Consider the following 22868-nt stretch of genomic DNA (forward strand, 5'->3'; position numbering starts at 1 on the left):
GACCCACCCGCCGGGTCCGCCTCCGGGCCCGGCCGGGACCACGTACCACCGACGAAGGAAGTGAACCGATGCCCCCCGTCCTCACAGCGGATTCGCACGACAGCGCGGTGACCCTGGACCCCAGCGCGTCCATGGCCGTCGAGAGCCTGGCCGCCGACCTCCTGTCCTTCGCGGGCGGACGGATCGACGATCCCGCCTGGATCCGCCAAGCCGGCCGGCGCCGCCACGAACTGCCCGCCCCCCTGCGCAGATCGCTGGCCGACTTCGGCCGCGACCCGGGACCGGCCGGCACGCTGCTGATCCGAGGGCTGCCGGTCGACGAGGAGCTGATCGGGCCGACCCCCATGGTCAGCGGCTCCGTCCAGCGCGAGGCCACCGTCCCCGCGGCCGTTCTGATGCTCCTCACCCACACGCTCGGCGAGCCGATCTCCTTCCGGCCCGAGAAGTCGGGCGCGATGGTCCACGACGTGGTCCCGGTGCCGGGCAGCGAGGAGTTCCAGGGCAACGAGGGCTCGGCCCTGCTGACCTTCCACAACGAGAACGCCTTCCACCCGCACCGCCCCGACTTCGTCCTGCTGTTGTGCGTGCGGGCGGACCACGACCGGGTGGCCGGGCTGCGCACCGCCTCCATCCGGCAGGTCCACCACCTGCTCGACGACAGCCACCGGGAGGCGCTCTTCCAGCCCGAGTTCAGCACCGCGCCGCCGCCCTCCTTCGCGCTGCCCGCGGCGCACACCCGGCCGCACCCGGTGCTCAGCGGCGCTCGCGAGGACCCGGACCTGCTGGTCGACTTCGCCGCCACCGAGCCGCTCACCGAACGGGCGGCGCAGGCCATGCTCGAACTCCAGCGGCTCTTCGCGGCGCACGCGCTCACCCACCACCTGCTGCCCGGTGACCTGGCGATCGTCGACAACCGGGTGACCGCGCACGGTCGCACCGGTTTCGCACCGCGCTACGACGGACGCGACCGCTGGCTGCACCGCACCTTCGCGACCCAGAACCTGCGCCGCTCGCGCGTCCACCGGGCCGGCGACGGCCACGTCCTGACCGGCTGACGCCGGGTCGCCGGCGGGGAGGACCCGATCACGCAGCCGACCGTGCGAAGCGCCACCGTCTCGTTCGCCGATGTCCTGATCACGGTCGTGGCCGGCGGCGAGCCGCACGCCGCGGCCGCGCGCGTCCTGCGGCCGGCGCAGGACGCGGCGCCCCGGTCGGCACCGTGGCGTCCCGGGGCGGCCCCGACATGGTGGCGCTCACCGTCCCGCCGCCGCACGGGCCGGCTCCGGCCGTGGCGCGGCGCCGGCCCTGGCCGATGCCGACCGGGTCCGCCCGCACGACCGGGCGGTCGAGGTGCCCCGCTCGGCACCGGCCTGCGACCGGCCCCCGCGAGGGCGGCGGCCTCCGGCGCGGCGCCGGCCCGCGCGCGGGTGAGCCCGGCGGCCACCTCGTTCGACTCCTGCCGGCTCGGTGCGTTCCGCCCGCAGGCGCGACCAGGCCTGGCGCGACCGGGCCGGGTGGTGCGCGCGGTGGGGGAGACCTTCGGGACCGGCGTGCCCGGTACCAGTGCACCGGCCGAGCCGCGGCGGTCGGGACGGCTGCCGACCCCCGGTTGCCCGCTCCCTGACGCGGTCCCTGCCAGACCTCGCTGAAACGCTCCCCGACGGACCGTCGGCGCTCCGGCGCCGGCGGTCCGTCAGTGTTTCGCCGCTCAACGTGGCATGGTGACGGGCCGCCCCCGGTCGGTCGTCGGGGGCGGCCCGTCCGGCCGGCCGGCGTCAGTCGCCGAGGGCGACGAAGCGCAGTTCGCTGGTGTAGCGGTTGCCCTGGTCGTCCGTGAGCCAGGTCTGCTCCGGGCTGGGCAGCATCTCGGTGACCGTCAGCCGGCCCTGCGGGTCCTGCCGGGCCAGCCGCCGGACCGCCTTGGCGAACAGGTTGACGTACGCCGGACTCTCGAAGTCCACGAAGAACGGCCGGGGTTCGGCCGGCGTGGTGACGAAGACGAACCTGGGCAGCCCGCTCGCGGCGTGCCAGCGGCGGACCCGCACGAAGCGGCGCGCCTCGTTCTTGTCCTGGGCGCAGTCCAGCGCGGCGCCGGGGTACCGCCAGGTCTCCCGGGCCAGTACCAGCCGGTCCACGGTGATCCGGGGCGTGTGGTCGGCCTCCGGCAGCAGCCGGCAGAGGTCGATCACCAGCGTGGTCAGCACGTGCGCGAAGACGTCCAGCACGCCGAAGACCGCGCCGTCGGGCAGCCGGACCACCAGGCGGCCGTCCCGCCGCTCCACCACCGCCTCGGCGCTCGGCACGGTGCGCTCCCGGTGCGGGTCGGCACCGTGGTCGAGCAGGGCGATCTGGTAGTCCTCGGGGCGGACCAGGGCGTGCCGGACCCGGGTGGAGAGCCGGGCCCGGTGCTCCTTGGGCAGCAGCGGCATCAGCCGCGGCCCCGGGTGGTCCAGGCCGGTCTGCGCGAACAGTTCGGCCGGGGCCGGGTGCTGGTGGACGAAGAGCGAGGCACCGAGGGTGTTGATGGCCACGTGCAGCTCGCCGAGCACCAGCTCGAACTCGCCCCGTTCGACGGCCCGCCGGCCGTCGGCGGCGAGCATCACGTCCGGACTGAGGTAGCGGGCCGCGGTCCAGCCGGCCGACCGCTCGCCGAAGGCCGCCCGGACCGCCTCGGCGATGTCCGCCGCGGCGACCGCGACGTTGCCCTCGTGCTCCGGCAGGCGCAGGATCGCGGACCAGCGCTGCCAGAACTCGCGCTGCAGGGCAGTCGCCTCGCCGGCCGCGTCACCGTGCAGGATCGGCATGCAGGCGAACCAGAACGACGCCAGGTCCACCGGTCCGCCGGCGGCCGTGCTGAGCCTCTCGTGGACCTGTTCGGCCAGTGCCAGCACCCGGGAGGCCAGCCGGGAGGTGAGCCAGCCGGCGCTGCTCATCAGCAGGTCCAGCGGCTCCAGCGCCCGCAGCACCTCGGCGCCGACCGTGGCGGTCGCGGCCCTGATGCTGTCCGAGTAGACGAGGGTGCGGCAGGGCGCGGTGGTGCTGCCCTTCTCGCGGGCCGCCGCCGTGTCGGTCAGCTCCCGGAACTCTGATTCCAGGGCGGCCAGCGCCGCGGTCAGCTCCGGCCCGGTGGCCGCCGCGGCGACTTCGGCCCGGCCGCGTTCGAGCACCTCCAGCATGCCGAGGCCGCGCCGGCGCGCCGGCTCGTCGCCGACCCGCTCCAGCCAGTCCCGCAGGTGGCGCTCGGGGTGGGTGCCGGCCGGCACCTCCAGCTTGCGGACGATCCAGCGCCGCCGGACCAGCTGGTCGAGCAGGTCCTCGACCTGCAGCGGCGTGGCCCGGTCGGCCAGCTCGCGCCGGATCTCCCGGGCCGGGCGCCGGCCGTCGCACAGCCGCAGGGCAGCCAGCTCCAGATCGGTGGCCGGCTGCGCGGGCCGGCCGGGCAGCAGGACCGCCGCCGGGCCGGTCCGCAGGTACGGCATGCGGCGCGGGGCGACCCACTCGCGCAGCCGCGGGTCGGCGTCCAGGACCTTGGCCAGCTCGTCGATCGACCAGCTGGAGAAGTACACCTCGGTCCCGGCCACCAGGCCCTCACCCGGCTCGACCGTCACGCCGGGCCGGTCCGGGTCGAGGGTGCCCCAGCCGACCGGGCCGAAGAAGCCGATGGTGTCGTTCTTGACGCAGAACCGCTGCCAGTAGTGCGCCACCAGCTCCTCGCGCTGCCGGTGGCCGCTGGTCCGGCCGGCCGCGCTCGGCTCCCACCGCACGAACGGCTCCACGGCGCGGCCGACCACCGCACGGTTCTGCCAGGCCACCGCGGCCTGGAAGTCCGGGCGGGCGGCGATCCGTTGCAGCTCCCTGGCGCCGTCCACCGCGGCCTCGGCGAAGGCCGCCTCGAAGGCCTTCCAAGCGGGCCCGGTCAGCACGGCCCGCGGGCCCAGGGCGTCGGCCGCCCGGGCCACGTCGGGCGCGGCCAGCCGCAGCACCCCGTCGGCCGGGAAGCCCGGCCCGCGCAGGGCGAACTGCCGCCACAGCTGCCATGTGTCCCCCAGCGGGACGGTTGTCCCGGCCATGGTCCCTCCTCCTAGCTCAGGCCGGCGTCGGCGATGACGACCATGGCGAGGTCCCCAGGCGACGGGTAGGTGAAGACCAGGGCGACCGGCACCTCCGCACCGACGGCCTGCTGCAGCCGGGCGGTGATCTGGAAGGCGCTGAGCGAGTCGCCGCCCGCCTCGAAGAAGTCGCTGAAGGTGTCCAGCGTGTCGTCCCCCAGCGTCTCCCGGTAGTAGGAGGCGATCAGCTCGGGCAGTTCTGCCGCTGCCACCTGTGGGCTGTGCGTGCTGGTCATCCGGTACCTCCGAGTGAGTAGCTGCTTGCTGTACGGGTGAGTTGGCGCAACGTCGGGGAAACGGTGCGGTACCGCCGGCCCGGTGCCGGCGGTGTTGCGGGGGTCAGACGGAAGCGCCCGGGGGAACCTCCGACAGCCCGGCGGACAGTGCTGCGGGCGTGTTGCCCCCCGACACCACGACGGCGACGCGCTCGCCGCGCAGCCGGCGGCCCGCCGGACAGAGCGCTCCGGCCAGCGCGACGCTGCCGCTGGGCTCGGCGGCAACGCCCGCCCGGTGCAGCAGCCGCATGGCCCGCAGGATCGCCTCGTCGGCGACCTCGACCAGCGCGTCCACCCGCTCCTGGACGATCGGGAACGTGACGGTGCCCGGCCGCTGCCCACGCAGCCCGTCGGCGACGGTGGCCGACGGCGGCACGGCCACCGGACGTCCGGCGGCCAGCGAGCGGGCGTACCGCTCGGCCCCGGCCGGCTCCACGCCGACGATCCGCACCGGGTGGCGGGCCGCCCGCGCGGCCAGGCAGATGCCGGCGAGCAGGCCGCCGCCGCCGGTCGGGACGAAGACGGTGTCGACCTCGGGCGCCTGCTCGAAGATCTCCAGGCCGACCGTGCCCTGGCCCGCGACCACCAGCTCGTGGTCGGAGGAGGGCACGAGCAGCGCGCCGGTCCGCTTCGCGTGGGCCAGTGCCTGCCGGTCGCGCTCGGCCACGCCGCCGTCCACCCGCAGTACCCGCGCGCCCAGCGAGCGGATGACCCGCTCCTTGTCCGCGCTGGCCCCGGCCGCCATCACCACGGTGACCGGGACGCCGAGGGCCCGGCCGCTGCGGGCCACCGCGATGCCGTGGTTGCCCGAGGAGCCGGCGACGATCTCGCCCGCGGTGACACCGGCCATCGCGTTGGCGGCGCCGCGGACCTTGAAGGAGCCGCTGTGCTGCAGGTGTTCTGCCTTGAGCAGGATGCCGGGCAGCGCGTCGAGGGCCAGGAGCGGGGTGCGGCGCACCCGGGCGGCGATGCGGTCGGCCGCCGCCCGGACGTCCGCCAGCCCGAGCCGGGTCGGCAGGGCCGTCACGGCGTCCGGTCCAGGGGCGGGGAACTCAGCGCGCGGCGGTCGGCCTTGCCGGTGCTGGTGGTCGGCACCCGGTCGATCCGGGCGAAGCGGCGCGGCATCAGGTGGAACGGCAGGGTCCGCGCCAGGTGGGCGCGGAGCCCGGCGTCGGTCACCCCGGCCAGTGCCCCGGAGAGGTGGGCGACCAGGTAGGTGCGGCCCTGGCCGTCGGTATCCGCGGTGACCACGGCGCCGGTCACCGCGGGGTGGCCGAGCAGCTCGCCCTCGATCTCGGCCGGGTCCACCCGGTAGCCGCGAATCTTGATCTGCCGGTCGCCGCGGCCCAGGTACTCCAGGTTGCCGTCGGGCCGCCGCCGGGCCAGGTCGCCGGTCCGGTACATCCGCGCGCCGGGCGGGCCCGCCGGATCGGGCAGGAAGCGCTCGGCGGTCAGCGCGGGGCGGCCGCAGTAGCCGCGCGCCACGCCGGCGCCGGCGATGTGGATCTCGCCGACCTCGCCGTCCGCCACCGGGTCGGACCCGCTGTCCAGCAGCCGGATGGCGACCCCGTCGATCGGCGTGCCGATCAGGTCGGCGGTGGTCTCCGGCCGCTCGGGCAGGTGCAGCCGGGTCGAGGTCATGGTGCACTCGGTCGGGCCGTACTGGTTGACCAGCCCGCCGCCGAGCGCCCGGTGGCCGCCGGCGGCGAGGAACGGCCGCAGCGACTCCCCGCTGGAGACGGCCAGCCGCAGCCCGCGCAGCTCCGCGGCGATCGTCTCGTGCCGGGTCAGGAAGGTGAGCAGCGACGGGGTGGCGCTGAGCACCGTGTCCACGCCGAACCGCCGCACCGTCTCGGCGAACCCCTCCGCCCGGAGCAGCACCGAGCGGTCCGCCAGGACCAGCCGGGCGCCCGCGACCAGCGGGGCGAAGGTGTCCCGGACGGACGCGTCGTAGCCGAGCGGGGCCAGCTGCAGTGCGGTGGTGTGCGGGCCCAGCCCGTAGTCGCGGGCCACGAACCGCAGGTAGCGGGTGAGCCCGCGGTGCTCGATCAGCACCGCGTTGGGCGTACCGGTCGAGCCGGACGTGTGCGAGACGTACGCCAGCGAGGACGCCACGATCTGCGGCGGCGCGGTCCGCGCGGCCGGTTCCGGCGCGACTTCGGAGCCCGCCCGGGCCTCCTCGTCGATCAGCACGGTCGGCCCGGGGACGGCGAGTTCGAGCTTCTCGGCCAGAGCGGCGGTGGTGAGCAGCGCGCCGGCCCGGGCACTGTCGGCCATCGCCTGCAGCCGTGGCGGCGGCGCGTCCACGTCCAGGGTGAGGAAGGCACCACCGGCCCGGGAGACGGCGGCCATCGCCACCACGGCGTGCGGGCCGCGCTCCAGCGCCACCGCGCAGACCCGCTCGGGCCCGACCCCCCGCGCGGCCAGCAGCCCGGCCAACCGGTCGATACGGGCAACCAGTTCACCGTACGTCAGGACGCCCTCCGGGGTGAGGAGGGCGGGCGCCCCGGGAGCACCGGCGGCGTGCGTCGCGATCGCGTCGACGTAGCTCGGCTCCACGGTCGGCTCTGCGGTCATCCGGCACCGCCCGGCAGCTTGGAGCGGTCGACCGCGACGAAGCGCAGCTCGGAGGTGTACCTGCGGCCCAGGTCGTCGGTGAGCCAGGCCTGTTCGGGGGTCGGAAGCATCTCGGAGACGGTCAGCCGGGCCTGCGGGTCCCGGGCGGCCAGCCGGCGGATCGCCTTGGCCAGGATGTTGACGTACACCGGGCTGTCGAAGTCCACGTAGAACGGCCGGGGTTCGGCGGGAGAGACCACGAAGACGTGCCGCGGCAGCTCCGTCGCGGCCTGCCAGTGGCGGGCCCGGACGAACCGCTTCGCCTCGCTCTTCTCGGTGGCGAAAGGCAGTTGGCCGGCGGCGAAGCGCCAGGTCTCGCGGGAGAGGACCATCTTGTCCACGGTGACCCGGGGGGAGTGGTCGGCGTCCGGACGGATCCGGAACCGGTCCATCACCCGGTTGGTCATCGCGTGGCAGAAGACGTCGAGCAGGTCGAACACGGCGCCGTCGGGCAGTTCGACGACCAGCCGGCCCGCCCGCTCCTCGACCGCCACGTCCGCACAGCGGACGGTGCGCGGCCGGCGCGGGTCGGCCGTGTGGTCCAGCAGCGCGACGTAGTAGTCCTCCGGACGGTCCAGCGCCGGGCGGCTGCGCGCGGACCAGCGGATCAGCGGCAGCTCCTTGGGCAGCATCGGGACCAGCCGGGGACCGGGGAAGTCCGCCGTGGTCTCCGCGATCAGCTCCTCGCGGTCCGGGTGCTGGGTGACGAAGAGCGAGGCGCCCAGCGTGTTCATCGCCACGTGCAGCTCACCCAGCACCAGGCTGAACTCGCCCCGCTCCACGGCCCGGAGGTCCTCGGCGATGAGCATCACGTCCGGGCTGGCGTAGCGGGACAGCGACCAGCCGGCGCCCGGCTCCCCGAACGCCTTGTGGACCTGCTCGGCGATGTCGGCCGAGGCCCGCTCCACCCGGCGGACACCCTCGGGGGCGGCGATCACGGCCGCCCAGCGCTCGCGCAGCTCCGCCTGGATGGCGTCGATGTCGGCGATCGACCGGCTGTGCGGGGCGGGCAGGCACTCGAACCAGAGTGAGCCCAGGTCCACCGTCCCGTGCCGCGCGCGCAGCCGCCGGTACACGTCGGTGATCCGGGCGCCGACGACCTCGGCGAACCGGTCGGTCATCCAGCGGGAGGCGGTCAGGCACAGCTCCAGCGGGGTGAGGGCGTCCAGCACCGCGCTGCCGACCCGGGCCGTCGCCGAGCGGCGGCAGTCCGCGTACACCAGGGAGCGGTTGGGCGCCGTCCTGACACCCTTCTCACGCTGCGCCGGAGCCTGCGTCAGGCGGGCGAAGTCGCCCTCCAGGGCGGCGAGCGCCGCGACCAGCTCCTCCGCGTCGGTCCCGGCGGCCTGCACCCGGTCCCGGCCGCGTTCCAGCACGGCGAGGCCGGCCAGGGCCGGCTCGCGGACCGCCGGGTCCCCGACCCGCTCCAGGGTCTCGCGCAGGTGGCGCTCCGGGTAGGCGGTGGCGGGGATCTCCAGCCGCCAGGTGACCCAGCGCCGGCGGACCAGCTGGTCGAGGAGGTCCGCCACCTCTTCCGGCGCGGCCAGGTCGGTCAGCTCCCGCTGGATGTCCCGGGCCGGGCGCACCCCGTCGCAGCGCAGCAGCACCTCGCGCTCCAGCTCCGACACCGGCTGCGCGGGCCGCCCCGGGAGCCGCACCTGCGCCTCCCCGAGCCGCAGGTACGGCAGCCGGCGCGGCGCCAGCCAGGGGCGCAGATGCGGATCGCGGTCCAGTGCCCTGGCCAGCTCGTCGATCGACCAGCTGGAGAAGAAGACCTCGGAGCGGCTGATCAGGCCCGTGCCGCGGTCCACCTCGACCCCGCGCAGCTCCGGGTCGAGGGTGGCCCAGCCGACCGGGCCGAAGAAGCCGATGGTGTCGTTCTTGACGCAGAACCGCTGCCAGTAGTGCGCCACCAGCTCCTCGCGCTGGCGGGGCATGCTGGTCCGGCCGGCCGCGCTCGGCGTCCAGGCCAGGAACGGCGCGATGCCGGTGCGCAGCACGGCGCGGTTCTGCCAGGCCACCGCGGCCCGGAAGTCGGGCCGGGCGGCGATCGTCTGCAGCTCCCTGGCGGTCTCCACGGCCGCGTCGGCGAAGGCGGTCTCGAAGGACTGCCAGTCGGCTCCTGCCAGCTGCGCGCCGGCGCCGAACCGGTCGGCCGCCTCGGCCAGGTCCCGCGGCGCCAGCCGCAGCACCCCGGTCACCGGGAAGCCCGGTCCGCGCAGCGCGAAGTGCCGCCACAGGCGCCAGCCGCCGCCGGGCAGCAGCACGGGCTCACTCATCGCCGTCTCCCGCCGGGGCGCCGCCGACGCACCACTCCAGCACCGCGCGGGCGCTGTGGTACTTGTTCTCGGCCTGCTCGAACGCGATCGAGGCGGGCCCTTCGAGCACCTCGGTGGTCACCTCGTCGCCGCGGTGCGCGGGCAGGTCGTGCATGAAGAGCGCGCCGGGGCTGGTCTCCATGACGGCCTTGTCGACCCGGAACGGCTCGAAGGCGCGCCGCCAGTCGGGGTCGGACTTGGTGGTGCCGGTGGTTTGCCAGCGAGTGGTGTAGACCACGTCCACCTCGGGCAGGTCGGCCGGGTCGTGCCGCTGCGTCACCAGCGCGCCGCCGGCCGCCGCGTACTCGGCGGCCCGGTCGAGGTAGTACTGCTCGACCCCGTACCCCCGCGGAGTGCGCAGGTGCAGCTCGGTGCCGCGGTAGCGGGACAGCGCCAGGGTCAGCGCCGAGGCGGTGCTGTTGCCCTCGCCGAGGTAGAGCACCCGCAGGCCGTCGATCCGCCCGAACCGGCGCAGCAGTGTGGTGAGGTCGGTGAGCGCCTGGGTGGGGTGCTCGGCGGCGCTCATCGCGTTGACCACGGCCATCCGCCGCTGGGCGGCGAAGGCCCTCAGCTCGGCCTCGCCACCGGCGGTCCTGGCCACCAGCACGTCGAGCATCCGGGACAGCACCGCGGCGGTGTCCTCGACCGTCTCCCCGGTGTTCTCCTGCAGGTCCCCGGGGCCGTACGTGATCAGCCGGCCGCCCAGGCGCAGGGCGCCGGCCGAGAAGGCGGTGCGGGTGCGGGTGGAGGTCTTGCGGAACAGCACGCCCACCACGGCGTCGTGCAGTGGGCGGGCGTCCTCGCGGCGGCCGGCGGCGAACTCGGCGCCCCGCCGCACGATGCCGTGCATCTCCTCGAAACCGAGGTCGTCGATCGAGATCAGGTGTCGGCGTAGCGGACCGGACATCTGCGGTCTCCTTCCTTCTTGACGGGCCTGACGGCCTGGGACAGGGGTTGACGGACCCGGGAGCAGTTGGGACGGACCATCAGATGGATCGCAGGCCCTGCCGCAGCACGTCGAGCCCCCGCTCCAGCACGGTGGGATCGACGGTCAGCGGCGGCAGCAGCTTGACCACCTCGTCACGGCGGCCGCACAGTTCGACGATCAGCCCGCGGTCGAAGGCGTACTGCTGCAGCCGCTCGGCGCGCAGCGGGCCGGCGCCGGCGCCGAGGTCGATGCCGAGCGCCATCCCGCTCCCGCGCGTCACCGGTCCCCGCCCCAGCGCGTCCAGTTCGGCGCGGAACCGGTCCAGGTGGTCGATCGAGGCGGCGAGCTGGGCGTGGAAGGCGTCCTGCCGCCACAGCTCGCAGGCCGCGGTGGCGGCGACGAAGGCCAGCTGGTTGCCGCGGAAGGTCCCGGTGTGCTCGCCGGGCTCCCAGACGTCCAGCTCCCGCCTGAACAGCACCATGGAGAGCGGGAGCCCGTAACCGCTCAGTGACTTGGAGAGGGTCACCACGTCGGGGGTGATCCCGGCGTGCTCGAAGCAGAAGAACCGGCCGGAGCGGCCGCAGCCCGCCTGGATCTCGTCCAGGATCAGCAGGATCCCGTGCCGCTCGGTGAGTTCTCGCAGGGCGCGCAGCCAGCCGGCGCTCGCGGGGTAGACGCCGCCCTCCATCTGCATCGGCTCCACGATCACCGCGGCGGGCAGCTCGACGCCCGAGGAGGGGTCGGTGAGCAGCCGCTCCAGGTAGCCGATCGAGTCGAACTGGCCCTGTGGACCGTCCTCGTAGGGCACGAACGTGACGTCCTGCCCGGTGACCCCGCCCGCCCGGCGGGCCCGGCGGCTGCCGGTGACCGCGAGTGAACCGCGCGACATGCCGTGGTACGCGCCGGTGAACGCGACCAGGCCGGAGCGGCCCGTCTGCTTGCGGGCGAGCTTGAGTGCGGCCTCCACGGCGTCGGTGCCGGTCGGTCCGGTGAACTGCGCCTTGTAGTCCAGCCCGCGGGGCCGCAGCACGGTGTCGGCGAACGCGGTCAGGAAGTCCCGCTTGGCCACCGTGTACATGTCCAGGCCGTGCGCGAGGCCGTCGGCGGCGAGGTAGCCGGCCACCCTGGCCTTGATGAAGTCGTTGTTGTGCCCGTAGTTGAGCGTCCCCGCACCGCAGAAGAAGTCGATGAACGTCCGGCCGTCCTCGGTGAACAGCTCGGCGCCCTTGGCCCGCTCGAAGACGGCCGGGAACTTGCGGCAGTACAGCCGGACCTCCGACTCCAGCTCCTCGAATATCTTGACGTCCGGCTCCGTCTGGGACTCCTGGCCGGTGGTCGGGGTGTCCTCGGCGATGTCCATCGGGTCCTCTCGGCAGGGAACGAACCCGCGGCAGCCGCTCGTGACAGTGCCCGCAGGTGGAGGGAGGGTCGCCATACCCGCCGGGCGGACATGGGCAGGAGCAGCGTGCCGCCGGACCGTTGCGCGGCACCAGGGAACGAATGGCAGCCGCGTGGCCGCGTCGTTGCGCGTTTGTCCCGGTCCGGCCCGCGAGCCGGTCCGGCATCCCGTCAGGCCCGGGGGTGGGCCCGGGACGGCCGGCCGGGGGTCAGATCAACCCGGTGCGCACGGCGTGCGCCACCGCGTGGGCCCGGTTGCGGACCTGGAGCTGGCCCATCAACTCGTAGATCACGTTCTTGACGGTGTGCTTGGAGCAGCGCAGCGTCGCGGCGATCGCCTCGTTGCCGTGGCCGTCCGCCATCAGCCGCAGCACCTTCAGCTGCCGGCCGGTCAGCGTCGGGGCGCCCGGCCGCCGCCCGGGCCCGGTCGGCTCCGGTGATCCGTCGAGCAGGCGGGCCAGCGCCAGGTGGGAGAGCCGGCCCTCGCCGCGGTGGGCGGAGTGGACGGCCGCGGCCAGTCGCTCCGGCGTCGCCTCGGCGGACAGCACCATGGCCCGCACGCCCACCCGCAACGCTTGCAGGGCGCCGTGGCGGGACAACACGTCGGCCACCACCAGCAGCCGCTCGTGACCGCCCGGCAGGCCTGGCCGGCAGGCCTCGATCGCGCCCTCCACGGTGTCGCCGACGGCCACCAGCACGTCCTGCGGGGACGGATCCGGCGCCTGGGTCGGCCGGAGCCCCGCGATGATCAGTTTGGCCTCCACCACCGCGCACGCCGCCGCGTCGCTCGACCGCACCCGCACCCTGACCCCCGCGCGGGGCGCGGTGGCGGCCGGGGCGGCCGTGGACGGGGCCGCGGCGGGGGCCGCCATCGTCGCGATCACAGCAGGCCCGCCCGCAGGGCGAAGGCCACCGCGTGGGCCCGGTTGCGCAGTTGGAACCGCCGGGTGACGTCGTGCACCACGGTGGTCACGGTGCGGGGCGAGTAGCACAGTTCTCGTGCGATCTCCTCGGTCTCCCGGCCGTCCGCGACCAGTCGCAGGACTGCCCGTTCCCGGTCCGACAGCGCCGAGCCGCCGGGCGCGGCCGCCCCGCCCGCGCCCGGGCGGCTGGCACCGGCTCCGTGGCCGTGTTCCAGCAGCCCGTCCAGCAGGTCCGGCGGCAGCGTGCAGTCGCCCGCGGCGGCCGCCACGACCGTCGACGCCAAGCGCTCGGCGGTGGCCTCGGAACGGCGCAGCAGCCCCCGGATGCCCGCCGCGAACGCCTGGACCGCGTCGCCGGCCGCCAGCTCGGTCGCGACCAGCACCACCTCCAGGCGCTCGTCCGCCTCGCGCCCGGCCCGCACCGCGTTCATCACCTGCGGGGCCACCCGGTCCACCATCATGACCGCGACCTGCGCCCGCTCCCCGGACAGCGCCACCGCGATGTCGCCGTGGCACTGCAGGCTGATCCGGGTACCGGCCTCCAGTATCGGGTCCTGCGCGACGATGCTGACTCTCACCGGTTCGCCCATCGGCTCCTCCTGGGAATTGGCCCTTGCCCGACAGGAGAGAGCATCGGCCGCGGGGCCCCGAGCGGCATCGGGTGCGGGCACCCAGTTTTCCCGACCCGACGGCGGTGCGGGTCCGCAGCGACCGCCGCCGACCCGCACCGCCGTCCCCGCGGCCTTCACCGCCCGCTCGTCCCCGCCGCCCGCAGGTGCCGTCCGCACCGCCCCACCGCCCGCCGCCACCGGGTTCGGCGGCCACCGCCGGTCCACCGCCGGGCCCCGGGCGGAAACATGGGGGCGATGCCCCCATGTCCGCCGCGGCCGTCACCCGGAACCGCACGGGGAGGGCGACGGGAGGGGCCGCCGCACCCGCTTGCCGGTCGGCCTCTCGTGCGACGGCGCCCCTCAGCCGCCGGGGACCGCGACGGGGTCGCCGCTGAACCTGGTGCTGTCGATGCGCAGGTGCTCGATTGAGCCATCGGTCGCCGCAGCGCACCAGCTCGACGGTGTGGGAGCTCTTGACCAGGGTGTGCCACGCCGGGACCGGCCGTGAGCACGTGCCGGGCCTCGACGAACGCGCTGAGGCGGGCGGTGTCACCTTCGATCGGCCCGGACGCGCGCAGGACGGCGCGCGTCCGCCGCGTGGTCGGCCGGGGTGGGAATGTCCTGCGGGCCGGTGTGGTTGAACCAGGCGTGATGGTGAAGGGGACAGTGTCCCCGGGCCTCATCCATCGCCTGCGGGGACGATCGTCCGGCTGAAGCCCTGCAGTGCCTTTCGCCGCGTAGGCGACCGCCCTTCACGATCACATCCCGTACGGGTTCAGCCCCGGCTCGGCCTCTTGGCCGTCCGGGCCTGACTCGTACCCGGGCCCGGTACACACGTGAAGCGTGCGACCCAGGTCAGCACCGCTGGCCGCTGACCCAGAGCCGTGTAGGGAACCCGGTGACCTTCACGGACAGGGAAGACCCTGTCACGGTCATCAGTGGTGGAAGCCGCCGCCGTGGGGACCGTGCCGGTCGTCGCCGCGGTCGTCGCCGTGATCACCGCGGTCGTCGCGCCCGTCACTGACGACGTCGTGCCGGCGCTGCAGCGTGGCGGTGATCCGTGGGCGCAGGGAGCGGGTCGGCTCCCAGGAGGGGCCGGTGAGGCTGACCGCGAGCGACCGGCCGGGCCGGACCGTCAGTCCCGGTCGGGCAGGGTGCGGACCAGGTCGGCGAGGACGACCGGTGACATCTCGTCGCGGGATCGGTCTCCGTCGGACCCTGCTGCCGCCGGAGGGCCGGCGCTCGCCGAATCCTCCGTGGAATCCTCCGTGGAAGCCACCACCGCCACCACCCCCCACCGTGCCGGCCCGCGACGGGAGGACCGCGCAAATCGCCGAAGGGCCTCAGGGTGGCAGGACGCGTCGCGTGGAAAGTCATGGGGAAACGCCTCGTTCGAGGTCGTGGGAGTTGGGTGCGGACCTGCGCCGGCGCGACTCGCCTCTTCCCCGAGTTTCACCCGGGTGGCGTACTCCTGCCACTGAGGCCGGCGCCGCAGCAGGCATTTCTGGCGTCAACAAGTGACGTTTCAACCAAATCTGGCGATACATCACCACGACGGTCGCGAGGGCGCCGACCAACGTCAAGGGAACGTCACCTTGACCGCCGTGCCTCTGGGAACGGTCGCTCCTGCGGCGGGGTCCTGACGGGAGATGGCGGCCGGTGCCGCGGACGGTCCCGAGCCGGGTGCCAGTTCGAGCGTCAGCGTGGTCCCGCCCAGCTTCACGGCGGCCTGATCCCTGGTGCACCTGATCAGGTCGGGCACCACCTCCTCGCCGCCGAACGCGGCGCTGAGCACATCCTTGCGGGCATCCTCGGCGACCTTGCCGGAGAAATAGAAGGCCACCGCCGAACCGGCGGCCGCGGCGAGCGCTCCGACCAGCGTGCTGCGCAGGTTGGTGTCCCGAACCGCGAAGGACACCGCGCAGAACGCCACGAGGCCGGTGACGAGTGCCATGGCGATCCAACTGCGCACGATGCTGTTCGACGACGCCGTGCGGCTCGGCACCGCGCGCCGGGCGATGACCAGGAGGAATCCGATGGCGACGACCGCGGACAGCAGGATGCACAGCAGGACCTGGACATGCCCCCACGAGATGGTCGCCGGATCGTTCGTCCGCGACCGGAGAACGCTCATGGTTCCGTCCTCCCACCAGCGATCCGGAGGGCAGACAGTGCCTCCGTGGATCCCCCTGCCGAGTCTGACCGCCGGCCGACGGGTCCGCAAACCGCGAAGTTGCACGGCCCGGTCGCACCGGCCGAGACTGATGTCCGGAGGCTCACGGTGTCTTCCCCTCCCGAATTGCGACTGCTCGGCCATTTCCGGCTGGAACGGGATGCCGAGCCCGTCGAGCTGTGCCGCAACGGGCAGCGCCTGCTGGCCTTCGTCGCGCTGCGCAGACGCGTGTCCCGTACGGTCCTCGCCGGGACGCTGTGGCCCGAGGTCACCGAGGATCACGCCCGGGGCAGCCTGCGCACCACCCTGTGGAAGCTTCCGCGGGGAGACCAGCCGCTGATCCGGTGCTCGGGAGACTCTCTCCTGACCACCGACACCCTCCACGTCGACGTGCACACCCTCACCGAGACGGCACTCGGGGTCGTCCAGGGCTGCGGGCCGCCACTCACCGCCCAGCTCCCGCGGGAACTGCTGCGGGGGGAGGATCTACTGCCGGGCTGGGACGAGGAATGGGTGCTGCTGGAGCGCGAACGCCTGCGGCAACTGCGGCTGCACGCCCTCGACGCGCTGGCCGAGGCGCTCGTCGGCGAGGGAAGGCCGGCGCTGGCCCTGGAGGCGGCGTGGGAGAGCGTCCGCACGGAGCCGCTGCGGGAGAGCGCGCACCGGGCCGCCGTCTCCGCGCACCTCGCGGAAGGCAACCTCGTCGAAGCGGTACGTCACTATCGCTCGTTCCAGCGGTTGCTGCGGGAGGAGCTGGGGGTCGAGCCGTCTCCGCGGTTCACGCGGTTGCTCGCCCGCCACGGGTGGCGGCCCCAGGACGGATGATGCCGGATTGACGCCGGGCTGACGCCACGTCCGTAGCCTCGACATGCTGATCCCGGAGGCAGCATGGCACCGACCCCGAAACTGCCGATCGTCCACGTCCGGGGATGCGCCGGTGACACCGCTTGCGTCGACAAGGTGGTGACCGACCCCTTCTACGGGTTCGACCAGGCTCCACGCACATCCCTGTCGGACCGGACGACACACCGTGCTTCTACGAGTTCGAGAGCCCTCTGCTCCGTCTCCACCTGGACCGGCTCACCGTGGCTCCCTGGGGCTGACGACACGAAGGGAGACGAACCGTCATGGTCGCACTGCCCAACGTCCGGTTCGGGGCGTCCAACGACGACGTCCGCATCGTGCAGAAGGCACTGATCGCCCAGGGCCACGACATCCCCGGCGGTCCCACCGGCTTCTTCGGCGAACAGACCAGGGCCGCCTACCGTGCCGAACAGCTCGCCCAGGGCTTCACCGGGGCCGACGCCGACGGCGTCCCGGGCTACGCCTCCCTGAGCGCGCTCGGCCGGCGCGCCGGCTTCACCGTCGACCCTCCCGGGGCCGGGGCCGGGGCAGGGCTCGGACGGCTCGGTCTCAGCCAGGTCACCTACGACGATCCGCACGACGACGTCGGACTGGAGGCCATGCAACGCTACGCGCGAAAGGCGTGCGAGCTGACCGGCATGGACTCGCGGTACGGCGTACCCGCGCTGGTCACCATCACCGAGCGCGAGTCGTCCTACAACCGGAAGCGGGTGAACCTCAACGACATCAACGCCCGAGGCCCCAGAGCGCCCGACGGCCACCCGCAGAACTGCTCCCGGGGTGCCACCCAGTGCATTCCCTCCACTTTCGCCGCCTACCACCAGGCGGGGACCGCCACCACGCCGTACGACGTGGTCGCGGACATGTGCGCCACGATCAACTACGTCCGCGACCGCTACCACGTGAACCGTTCCGGTTCCGACTTCACGGCGCGCGTGCAGCAGGCGGACCGGAACCGTCGTCCGCACGGCTACTAGAAGACCGCAATGGCCGCACTGTCCAACGTCGGGTTTCGGGGAGTCCAACGACGGTGTCCGCATCGTGCGGAAGGCACTGATCGCCCAGGGCCACGACATCCCCGGTGGCCCCACCTTCTTCTTCGGCGAACAGACCAAGCCACTCGACGGCAGGTGAGCGACGGTCAGAGGGTGACCGCCGGCCAGCATCTCGGCGGGGCCGGCGCCACGGGCAACGCCACGGGATCCGCATCCGCACTTCCAGATGCCCAAGGGCCCCTCGATGGTCCTACGGCGACGTCGCGAAGCCCGCTCGGATACCGGGGAGGTTCCACGTCCGGGGGCGCCCGGATGGCGACCCGGTGGTCCACCACGGACGATGGTGCAGGACATCACCGCGCGGCAGCAGATCTCCCGAGGCCGCGCCGCAGAGGTGTGCGTCCGCACCGCACGCCCGCCCTCGACCGACGGCCTCAGGAGGTGATCGGGTGCGTACTCCCCCCAAGCCCCCCGTCGGCTTGCGCCCGAAAGTGCTACGGCCCTCGCTGAACACCCGGCAGGCCCAGCTCGACGTGGCAGTGAACCTGGTGGTCCTCCTCGGGACGACGGTACTGCTGGGCTGGTTCGGCATCGGCAACTTCGCCCATGCTCTGACCTTCCCCGGTCGGCTCACCGGTGCCGTCCTCATCATGGTCGCGTTCACCACGCTCCTGGCCGTCGGCGCGGTCCTGGATCACTGGATCATGCACAGCTTCCCGTACTCAGGCCTGATCGCACTGATCGGCCTGTTCGCGGCGCTCCTGACCAACTCCCTGCTCCTGATCAGGACGCTGAAGAACGGCGATCTGGTCCTCTTCCCGGTGCTGTTCGGCGCACTCATGGCGGGGGCGGCATGGGCTCTCTTCGCCGTGTGGCGGACGTCGGTCACGGTTCCCGCCCCGAAGCGGGTAGCCGCTGCGCTGGTGGTCTCCTCGGTCCTCGCCGTCGCCAATTTCGGTTACCAGAACCTCTATCTGCCGTACCGGCGTGAGCCCAGACCTGTCATCACATTGTCCGTGGGGAAGGCTGTCCTGAGCAAGGACCGGAAAGCGTTCGCCTTACCGGTCGACATCACACTTCAGAACCACACCGACGTGGGGTTCTACGTCCTCGGCACCGAAGTCCACGCCATGGGGCAACGGGTGCGGCTGAGCTCCACGGACCGCCTCCAAGAGAAGTGGCGAAGCGATGCCGTGCAGATCTCCAGATCCTCGGGGGAGATGAACCCGCTCTCCCGCCGGGAAATCCACCAGGCCGGCCAGTTGGTGGACGCGAAACCCTGGATGCTGCCCGGAAGCTGGGTGGAACCGAGCGACGTCTTCACCACGCGCATGATGGTGCAACTGCCCATGGACACGCGGTACGACCAGCTGGCCTTCTACGCCACCGCGAGCCTCGCGCGCAAGGATCAGATCGTGCTGGATCCACCGCTCAACTTCGTGAGAACCACCTGGGGTGGTGGCAAGGCCCCGGCATGGTTGAGGAAGCACCAGAAGGGAGGCCCCGACTCCCTCGTCTACCGTGCCCGGGTGCACGAGAACAATGCGATCGACGAACACACCAGGGACCCCCGCTTCGTCACCGTCTATTGGACGTTCGGCACGCACGGTGCGTCTCTGCAGTCGTACGTGACGCGCAAGGACGACGATGGCAGCAGCCAGTTGTCCGGGGAGAAGCAACGTGAGCTGGTGAGCCGGTACGGCTTCGTGGATCCCTTCGCCGGCCCTGTCGAGCGGAGCCTGTGGGACGTCAAGAACCAGCGGTGAGCCGCTCCAGCCAGGCCACCAGGGCGAGTGAGCTGTTCATCCGGTCCCAGGCGTAGGCGTCCCCCATGCCGAGTTGCGCCTCCCGCACGGCCCGGCACAGCGTCTCCACGTCGAACATCTCCGCGATGAGCGGGTGCCGCGCGGAGCGGCACAGAGCGATGAGGTCGTCGCCGTGTGCCCGCAGCCCCCGGGCGTAGAGGTCGTCGAAGGGCACCTTGACCACCCTGCCGCGGATCGGGGCGGGTAGGAGGTCCGCCAAGGCCTCGCGGAGCACGGCCTTCGGGCGGCCCGGCCGGAAGGTGGCCGCGACGGGGAGGCGGCTCATCGTGGCGACGACCTCCGGGTCGAGGAAGGGGTGGGAGAGGAAGAACCCGTCTTGAGCCGCGCGGCACCAGGACAGCGGGTCGGGAGCGGCGATGTAGTTGGCGGCGTCGTACAGCGATTCCTCCGGTCTGCGTCCGAACAGGAAGCGGCTCTCCTCGATGCCGGCCTCCCGGTAGCCGTGAGTGCGCGCGAACCCGGACCGCAGCCATGGGGGGCGGTTGAAGGTGCCGAGTCCGCCGAGCACCGTTCCATGGCGGGCCAGTGCGGCGACCCGTTCGGTGGTGAGGGGGAGAGCCGGCTGGATCACGTAGGCGTGGACGACGTCCCGCAGGCCCCGCTCGCTTCCCGCGGCCCAGGCGCGTGCCTGCCGGGTCATCTGCCGGAACCGGCCCGTGCGGGCGAGCCGGTGCAGGTGGAAGGGGTTGGCGTCCGCGATCGGATCGGCGCCGCAGCCGGTCAGGAGCGTGTCACAGCCCCGTTCCGCCGCCGCGGCGTGGAGCCGGCTCCAGAAGGGGGCGCGGAAGGCGTGCGCGTGGGGCTCGTCCGAGTCTCCCGCGTGGTGCGGGAAGTCGTCGAAGTCGGCCACGTCGTCGGCGTCGACGATCACCGGGCGGGCACCGGGGGTGTGCCGGCGGATCTCCTCCAGCGCGAGGTAGAGGTACGGCTGCTCCGCGGCCAGCTCTCCGCGGGAGAAGCGCCCGGCGAGCAGGACCAGCTCCCCGGGGTCGCCGTGTTCCGCGGCGAGCAGACGTGCGGCGAGCAGCGCGACGCCGGTGGAGTCGGTGCCGCCCGAGACATGGCAGGCCGTCGTCGTGCCCATACGGCGTCCGACGGCGCTCTCCAGCGCCAGGCGCAACTGCTGCGCGGCCTCGTCGAGGCGGGGTTCGCCGGCCGTGGACGTCAGCGGGTCGGTGGCGGGACGGGCGCGTCGCGGCGTACGACCGCGCAGTCGTCCGGTGCGGGAGAGCTCCACCACCTCGCCGCCGAGGACGCGGTGCACCCCGGCGAACGGGGTGCGGTCCGTGTGCGGTTGTGCCAGGTTCCCGGTGAGGTACCGGCAGAAGTAGCGGGAGTCGAGCTCTGTGGCGCTGCCAAGGCTGCGGGCGGAGGTGCTCACGGCGTCCAGGTGGCCCCCGGACTCCCTGAAGAACAGGGGTATGCGTGCCTGCTCGTCGCGCGTCAGCACGATGCGGTCGCGGCACACCAGAACGGCCGCGTAGTCGCCGGCCGGCAGCGGCGGGGCGCCTCCCGGCCGGCCGAAGGCGTCGAGCAGGCCGTGGGCACCCGCCACCCGGTCGCGGGTCGAGCCGACCCAGCCGACGACGGCCGCGGTGCCGGCAGGCGAGGAGACCGTCGTCACGAGGCCCTCACGTGCCAGGGCGGCGCTGGTGCGGAGCCTCGGGGCGCCGCCGGACCAGTCAAGGCGGAGCGCGTCCATGTCACGGTCTCCCGCAGCCGATCGACAGCACGGGGGTGAAGGCATGCCCTCGCGGATCGGCGTCGGGGATGCACAGTCCGCCCGAGGACGTCCAGGCGTGCAGGGCGAAAGGGTGCTCGCGCACACCGACGTGGAGTACGGCCTCCAGGCCGCACCGCCGCAGCAGGACGAAGGCCGTCACCGCCTCGGACTTGCAGTCGCCGTTGACCAGCCAGCTGCTGTGGCTGTGCGACCGCACCGCTCGCTTCAGCCGTGCGACCTCCTCCGCCGGGGGAAGATCCGCGCGGGCGTATTCCGGGGCGGCCAGGGACAGCAGCCCCACAGCACGTCCGAATCCCACGGTCCGGATCAGCACGTGCACTCCTCGCAACCACAACCCGACGGCGGCGTCCGCGTGCCGCATCCGGCGGTCCGTCGCGCACCCGGCCCGCAGGAGAGCGGTGACGAGCTCGGCGCGGTCCTCGGGGCTTTCTCCGGCGAACTTCCTCAGATCCGCCGCTGTCATTCCGAGAAAACGCGTCCGTTTCCAGTCCGCGATCAGCGCTCCGTCGGACATCCCGGTGACACGGCAGTGCGGTGACAGGATCCTTGCCATGGCTGCCAGGGCGTCGGTGTCCTCAGCCACCGCACATCCTCCAGGTGTTTCCCTGCGAAAGGTGTCAGGACAGGTAACCGTGGCCGTCGTAGAGTCCGCCGCTGAAGCCCCGGATCAGACGGCCGTTGCCGAGAAGGACCAGCCGGTGCGGCTTACGGCGCCGCAGCAATCGGAGAAACATCGCCCACCTCCAGAACCAGGCAGGGCAGGACCGATCAACTCCAGGCTACTCCGCCCGGAATGCCCCGCAACCGGACTGCCGCGCCGATCGGTCCGGCCTTCCATGACCGCGCGCCGCACAAGGCCGGCCGACGTCAACGAGCCGTGCAGGTCCGGGATTTGCGCACATCCATCGCCCGCCCGGGTCGCGACCGGCCGGGTCGCGGAGCACGATGGAAGCACAGGGATTCCGCCCCGCGAGCCGGCGGCCGGCCCGTGAGGCCGAGCCAAGGAGGTCAGCATGGGCCACCCCGAACCCCGGCCGGACGGTATCGAATCGGAGAACCATCCGTGGAAGATCCGCCTCGTCGAGCACCCGAAGCGTTTTGAATCGTCACATTTTCGGGCCGCCAAAGAGACGGCCCACAAGATACTCCACGCCATGGACGATGCCGACCTGCCGTACGGGCCGAGGCCCGTGGACGACGAGGGGGCGAAGCATTCCGAGCGCTGGGAGATGCACCACGGCGGCAGTCTGTGGGTCAAGGGGTCCCGCGGGTGGTGCATGTACCGTGCCCGGGTCGGCATCGAGTGGAGCATGCAGTTCTGCGCCGATCCCGCGAAGGTGGACCGGCTCCGGCAGGACGCCGCCGAACTGGTCGACGCCTTCCCGCTCACGCTGCCCGCGCTGGCGGAACTCGGCTACGAGCGCGCCGAGGACCTGTTGCGCACGCCGATCAAGGACGCCGACGCCGTCGAGGCGTGGACCGACTCCTTGTTCAACTCGTGCGTGCCCCTGAGCCACGCCAACCACCAGGGCATCCTTCCGAGCGTGCCCGGTGAACACCACTATCCCTGGCCGGTGAAGGGTGCGGACTTCGTCCGGTACGACGACTTCCAGCTCTGGGTGACCCTGCCCGACGGCACCCACGGCGCCGTCGCTCCGGTGGACCGTCGCGGCTCCGGTGACGGGCACGTCCGCCTGACCTTCGTCCCGGAGGGAAGTGCCGCCGCCCCCACGATCGCCGAGGCCCAGGACCGGGGGCTGATGGCCGTCCTGCCGGCGAACAGCGATGTGGCCCTGCAGGCATTCGCCCGGCAGGTCGCCCCCGGCCGGCGCACCGCGGCCGGCCCGCTGTCGTCCCGCGCACCGCGGCGCACCGCCCGGAGTCCCGGCTAGCCAGGCGGGGTCCCGGTCAATCGCCGGGCTGAGAGCGTGCCTTATGTGGTGAGGAGGGCATGCGTGCCGCTTCGCCGTCTGCCACGCGGCGGGCCGGAAGTCGAACCGAACAGCGGGTGTGCAGGCCTGTCGGGGTGCAGTGCGCCGCCCGGGCCGCCGCTCGGGGAAGCAGGGCCCTGACCGCCTCGACCAAGCC

At 73.3% G+C, this 22868-nt stretch carries 17 protein-coding genes; 5 read left to right on the plus strand and 12 right to left on the minus strand.

From position 1 onward, the window contains the following. The first annotated feature begins 68 nt into the window (after positions 1-68). On the plus strand, positions 69-1055 hold the full coding sequence (locus tag ACGFT1_RS18495; protein WP_373910034.1) for a TauD/TfdA family dioxygenase: 987 nt from the start codon (positions 69-71) through the stop codon (positions 1053-1055). Positions 1056-1775: 720 nt separating this feature from the next. Here ACGFT1_RS18495 and ACGFT1_RS18500 read toward each other — a convergent pair. The 10 genes from ACGFT1_RS18500 to ACGFT1_RS18545 form a co-directional block, all read right to left on the minus strand. Beyond that, complete coding sequence (locus tag ACGFT1_RS18500) at positions 1776-4070, minus strand: lantibiotic dehydratase (RefSeq protein WP_373910035.1); 2295 nt, start codon at positions 4068-4070, stop codon at positions 1776-1778. An 11-nt stretch (positions 4071-4081) separates the two neighbouring features. Continuing rightward, positions 4082-4345: an acyl carrier protein gene (locus tag ACGFT1_RS18505; protein WP_373910036.1), complete on the minus strand. Its 264-nt coding sequence runs from the start codon at positions 4343-4345 to the stop codon at positions 4082-4084. Between the two features lie 103 nt (positions 4346-4448). Then, positions 4449-5411: a threonine/serine dehydratase gene (locus ACGFT1_RS18510; RefSeq protein WP_373910037.1), complete on the minus strand. Its 963-nt coding sequence runs from the start codon at positions 5409-5411 to the stop codon at positions 4449-4451. Beyond that, the gene (locus tag ACGFT1_RS18515) at positions 5408-6961 is read right to left on the minus strand and encodes an amino acid adenylation domain-containing protein (RefSeq protein ID WP_373910038.1); all 1554 of its coding nucleotides are present in this window, start codon (positions 6959-6961) and stop codon (positions 5408-5410) included. Before ACGFT1_RS18515 ends, ACGFT1_RS18510 begins: the two co-directional genes overlap by 4 nt. Continuing rightward, the gene (locus tag ACGFT1_RS18520; RefSeq protein ID WP_373910039.1) at positions 6958-9279 is read right to left on the minus strand and encodes a lantibiotic dehydratase; all 2322 of its coding nucleotides are present in this window, start codon (positions 9277-9279) and stop codon (positions 6958-6960) included. Before ACGFT1_RS18520 ends, ACGFT1_RS18515 begins: the two co-directional genes overlap by 4 nt. Next, positions 9272-10225, minus strand: coding sequence for an ornithine carbamoyltransferase (locus ACGFT1_RS18525; protein WP_373910040.1), 954 nt, complete (start codon positions 10223-10225; stop codon positions 9272-9274). The genes ACGFT1_RS18520 and ACGFT1_RS18525 overlap by 8 nt, the downstream gene beginning before the upstream one ends. Positions 10226-10304: 79 nt before the next feature. Beyond that, positions 10305-11606 (minus strand): diaminobutyrate--2-oxoglutarate transaminase, encoded by a 1302-nt coding sequence (gene ectB, locus ACGFT1_RS18530; protein ID WP_373910041.1) that lies wholly within the window; start codon positions 11604-11606, stop codon positions 10305-10307. A gap of 247 nt (positions 11607-11853) precedes the next feature. Continuing rightward, on the minus strand, positions 11854-12516 hold the full coding sequence (locus ACGFT1_RS18535; RefSeq protein ID WP_373910042.1) for a LuxR C-terminal-related transcriptional regulator: 663 nt from the start codon (positions 12514-12516) through the stop codon (positions 11854-11856). Between the two features lie 8 nt (positions 12517-12524). Next, positions 12525-13157 (minus strand): response regulator transcription factor, encoded by a 633-nt coding sequence (locus tag ACGFT1_RS18540; RefSeq protein WP_373910043.1) that lies wholly within the window; start codon positions 13155-13157, stop codon positions 12525-12527. A 1600-nt stretch (positions 13158-14757) separates the two neighbouring features. After that, positions 14758-15312, minus strand: a complete 555-nt coding sequence (locus tag ACGFT1_RS18545) for a PASTA domain-containing protein (protein ID WP_373910044.1) — start codon at positions 15310-15312, stop codon at positions 14758-14760. 147 nt (positions 15313-15459) lie between these two features. Between ACGFT1_RS18545 and ACGFT1_RS18550 the strand changes: the two genes are divergently transcribed. The 3 genes from ACGFT1_RS18550 (at position 15460) to ACGFT1_RS18560 (ending at position 18976) form a co-directional block, all read left to right on the plus strand. Next, a complete protein-coding gene (locus tag ACGFT1_RS18550; RefSeq protein WP_373910045.1) occupies positions 15460-16176 on the plus strand; it encodes a BTAD domain-containing putative transcriptional regulator in 717 nt (238 codons plus the stop codon). A gap of 302 nt (positions 16177-16478) precedes the next feature. Next, entirely contained in the window at positions 16479-17192 is a 714-nt protein-coding gene (locus tag ACGFT1_RS18555) for a peptidoglycan-binding protein (protein ID WP_373910046.1), read from the plus strand. A gap of 467 nt (positions 17193-17659) precedes the next feature. Beyond that, entirely contained in the window at positions 17660-18976 is a 1317-nt protein-coding gene (locus tag ACGFT1_RS18560; RefSeq protein ID WP_373910047.1) for a hypothetical protein, read from the plus strand. Here the strand turns inward: ACGFT1_RS18560 and ACGFT1_RS18565 are convergent. After that, the gene (locus tag ACGFT1_RS18565) at positions 18960-20738 is read right to left on the minus strand and encodes an asparagine synthase-related protein (RefSeq protein ID WP_373910048.1); all 1779 of its coding nucleotides are present in this window, start codon (positions 20736-20738) and stop codon (positions 18960-18962) included. The genes ACGFT1_RS18560 and ACGFT1_RS18565 overlap by 17 nt on opposite strands. A gap of 1 nt (position 20739) precedes the next feature. After that, positions 20740-21363: a lasso peptide biosynthesis B2 protein gene (locus ACGFT1_RS18570; protein WP_373910049.1), complete on the minus strand. Its 624-nt coding sequence runs from the start codon at positions 21361-21363 to the stop codon at positions 20740-20742. 430 nt (positions 21364-21793) lie between these two features. Between ACGFT1_RS18570 and ACGFT1_RS18575 the strand changes: the two genes are divergently transcribed. Then, entirely contained in the window at positions 21794-22672 is an 879-nt protein-coding gene (locus ACGFT1_RS18575) for a DUF6424 family protein (protein WP_373910050.1), read from the plus strand. Positions 22673-22868: the final 196 nt, after the last annotated feature.

It is taken from the genome of Streptomyces sp. Y20 (assembly GCF_043195475.1).
Taxonomy (GTDB): domain Bacteria; phylum Actinomycetota; class Actinomycetes; order Streptomycetales; family Streptomycetaceae; genus Streptomyces.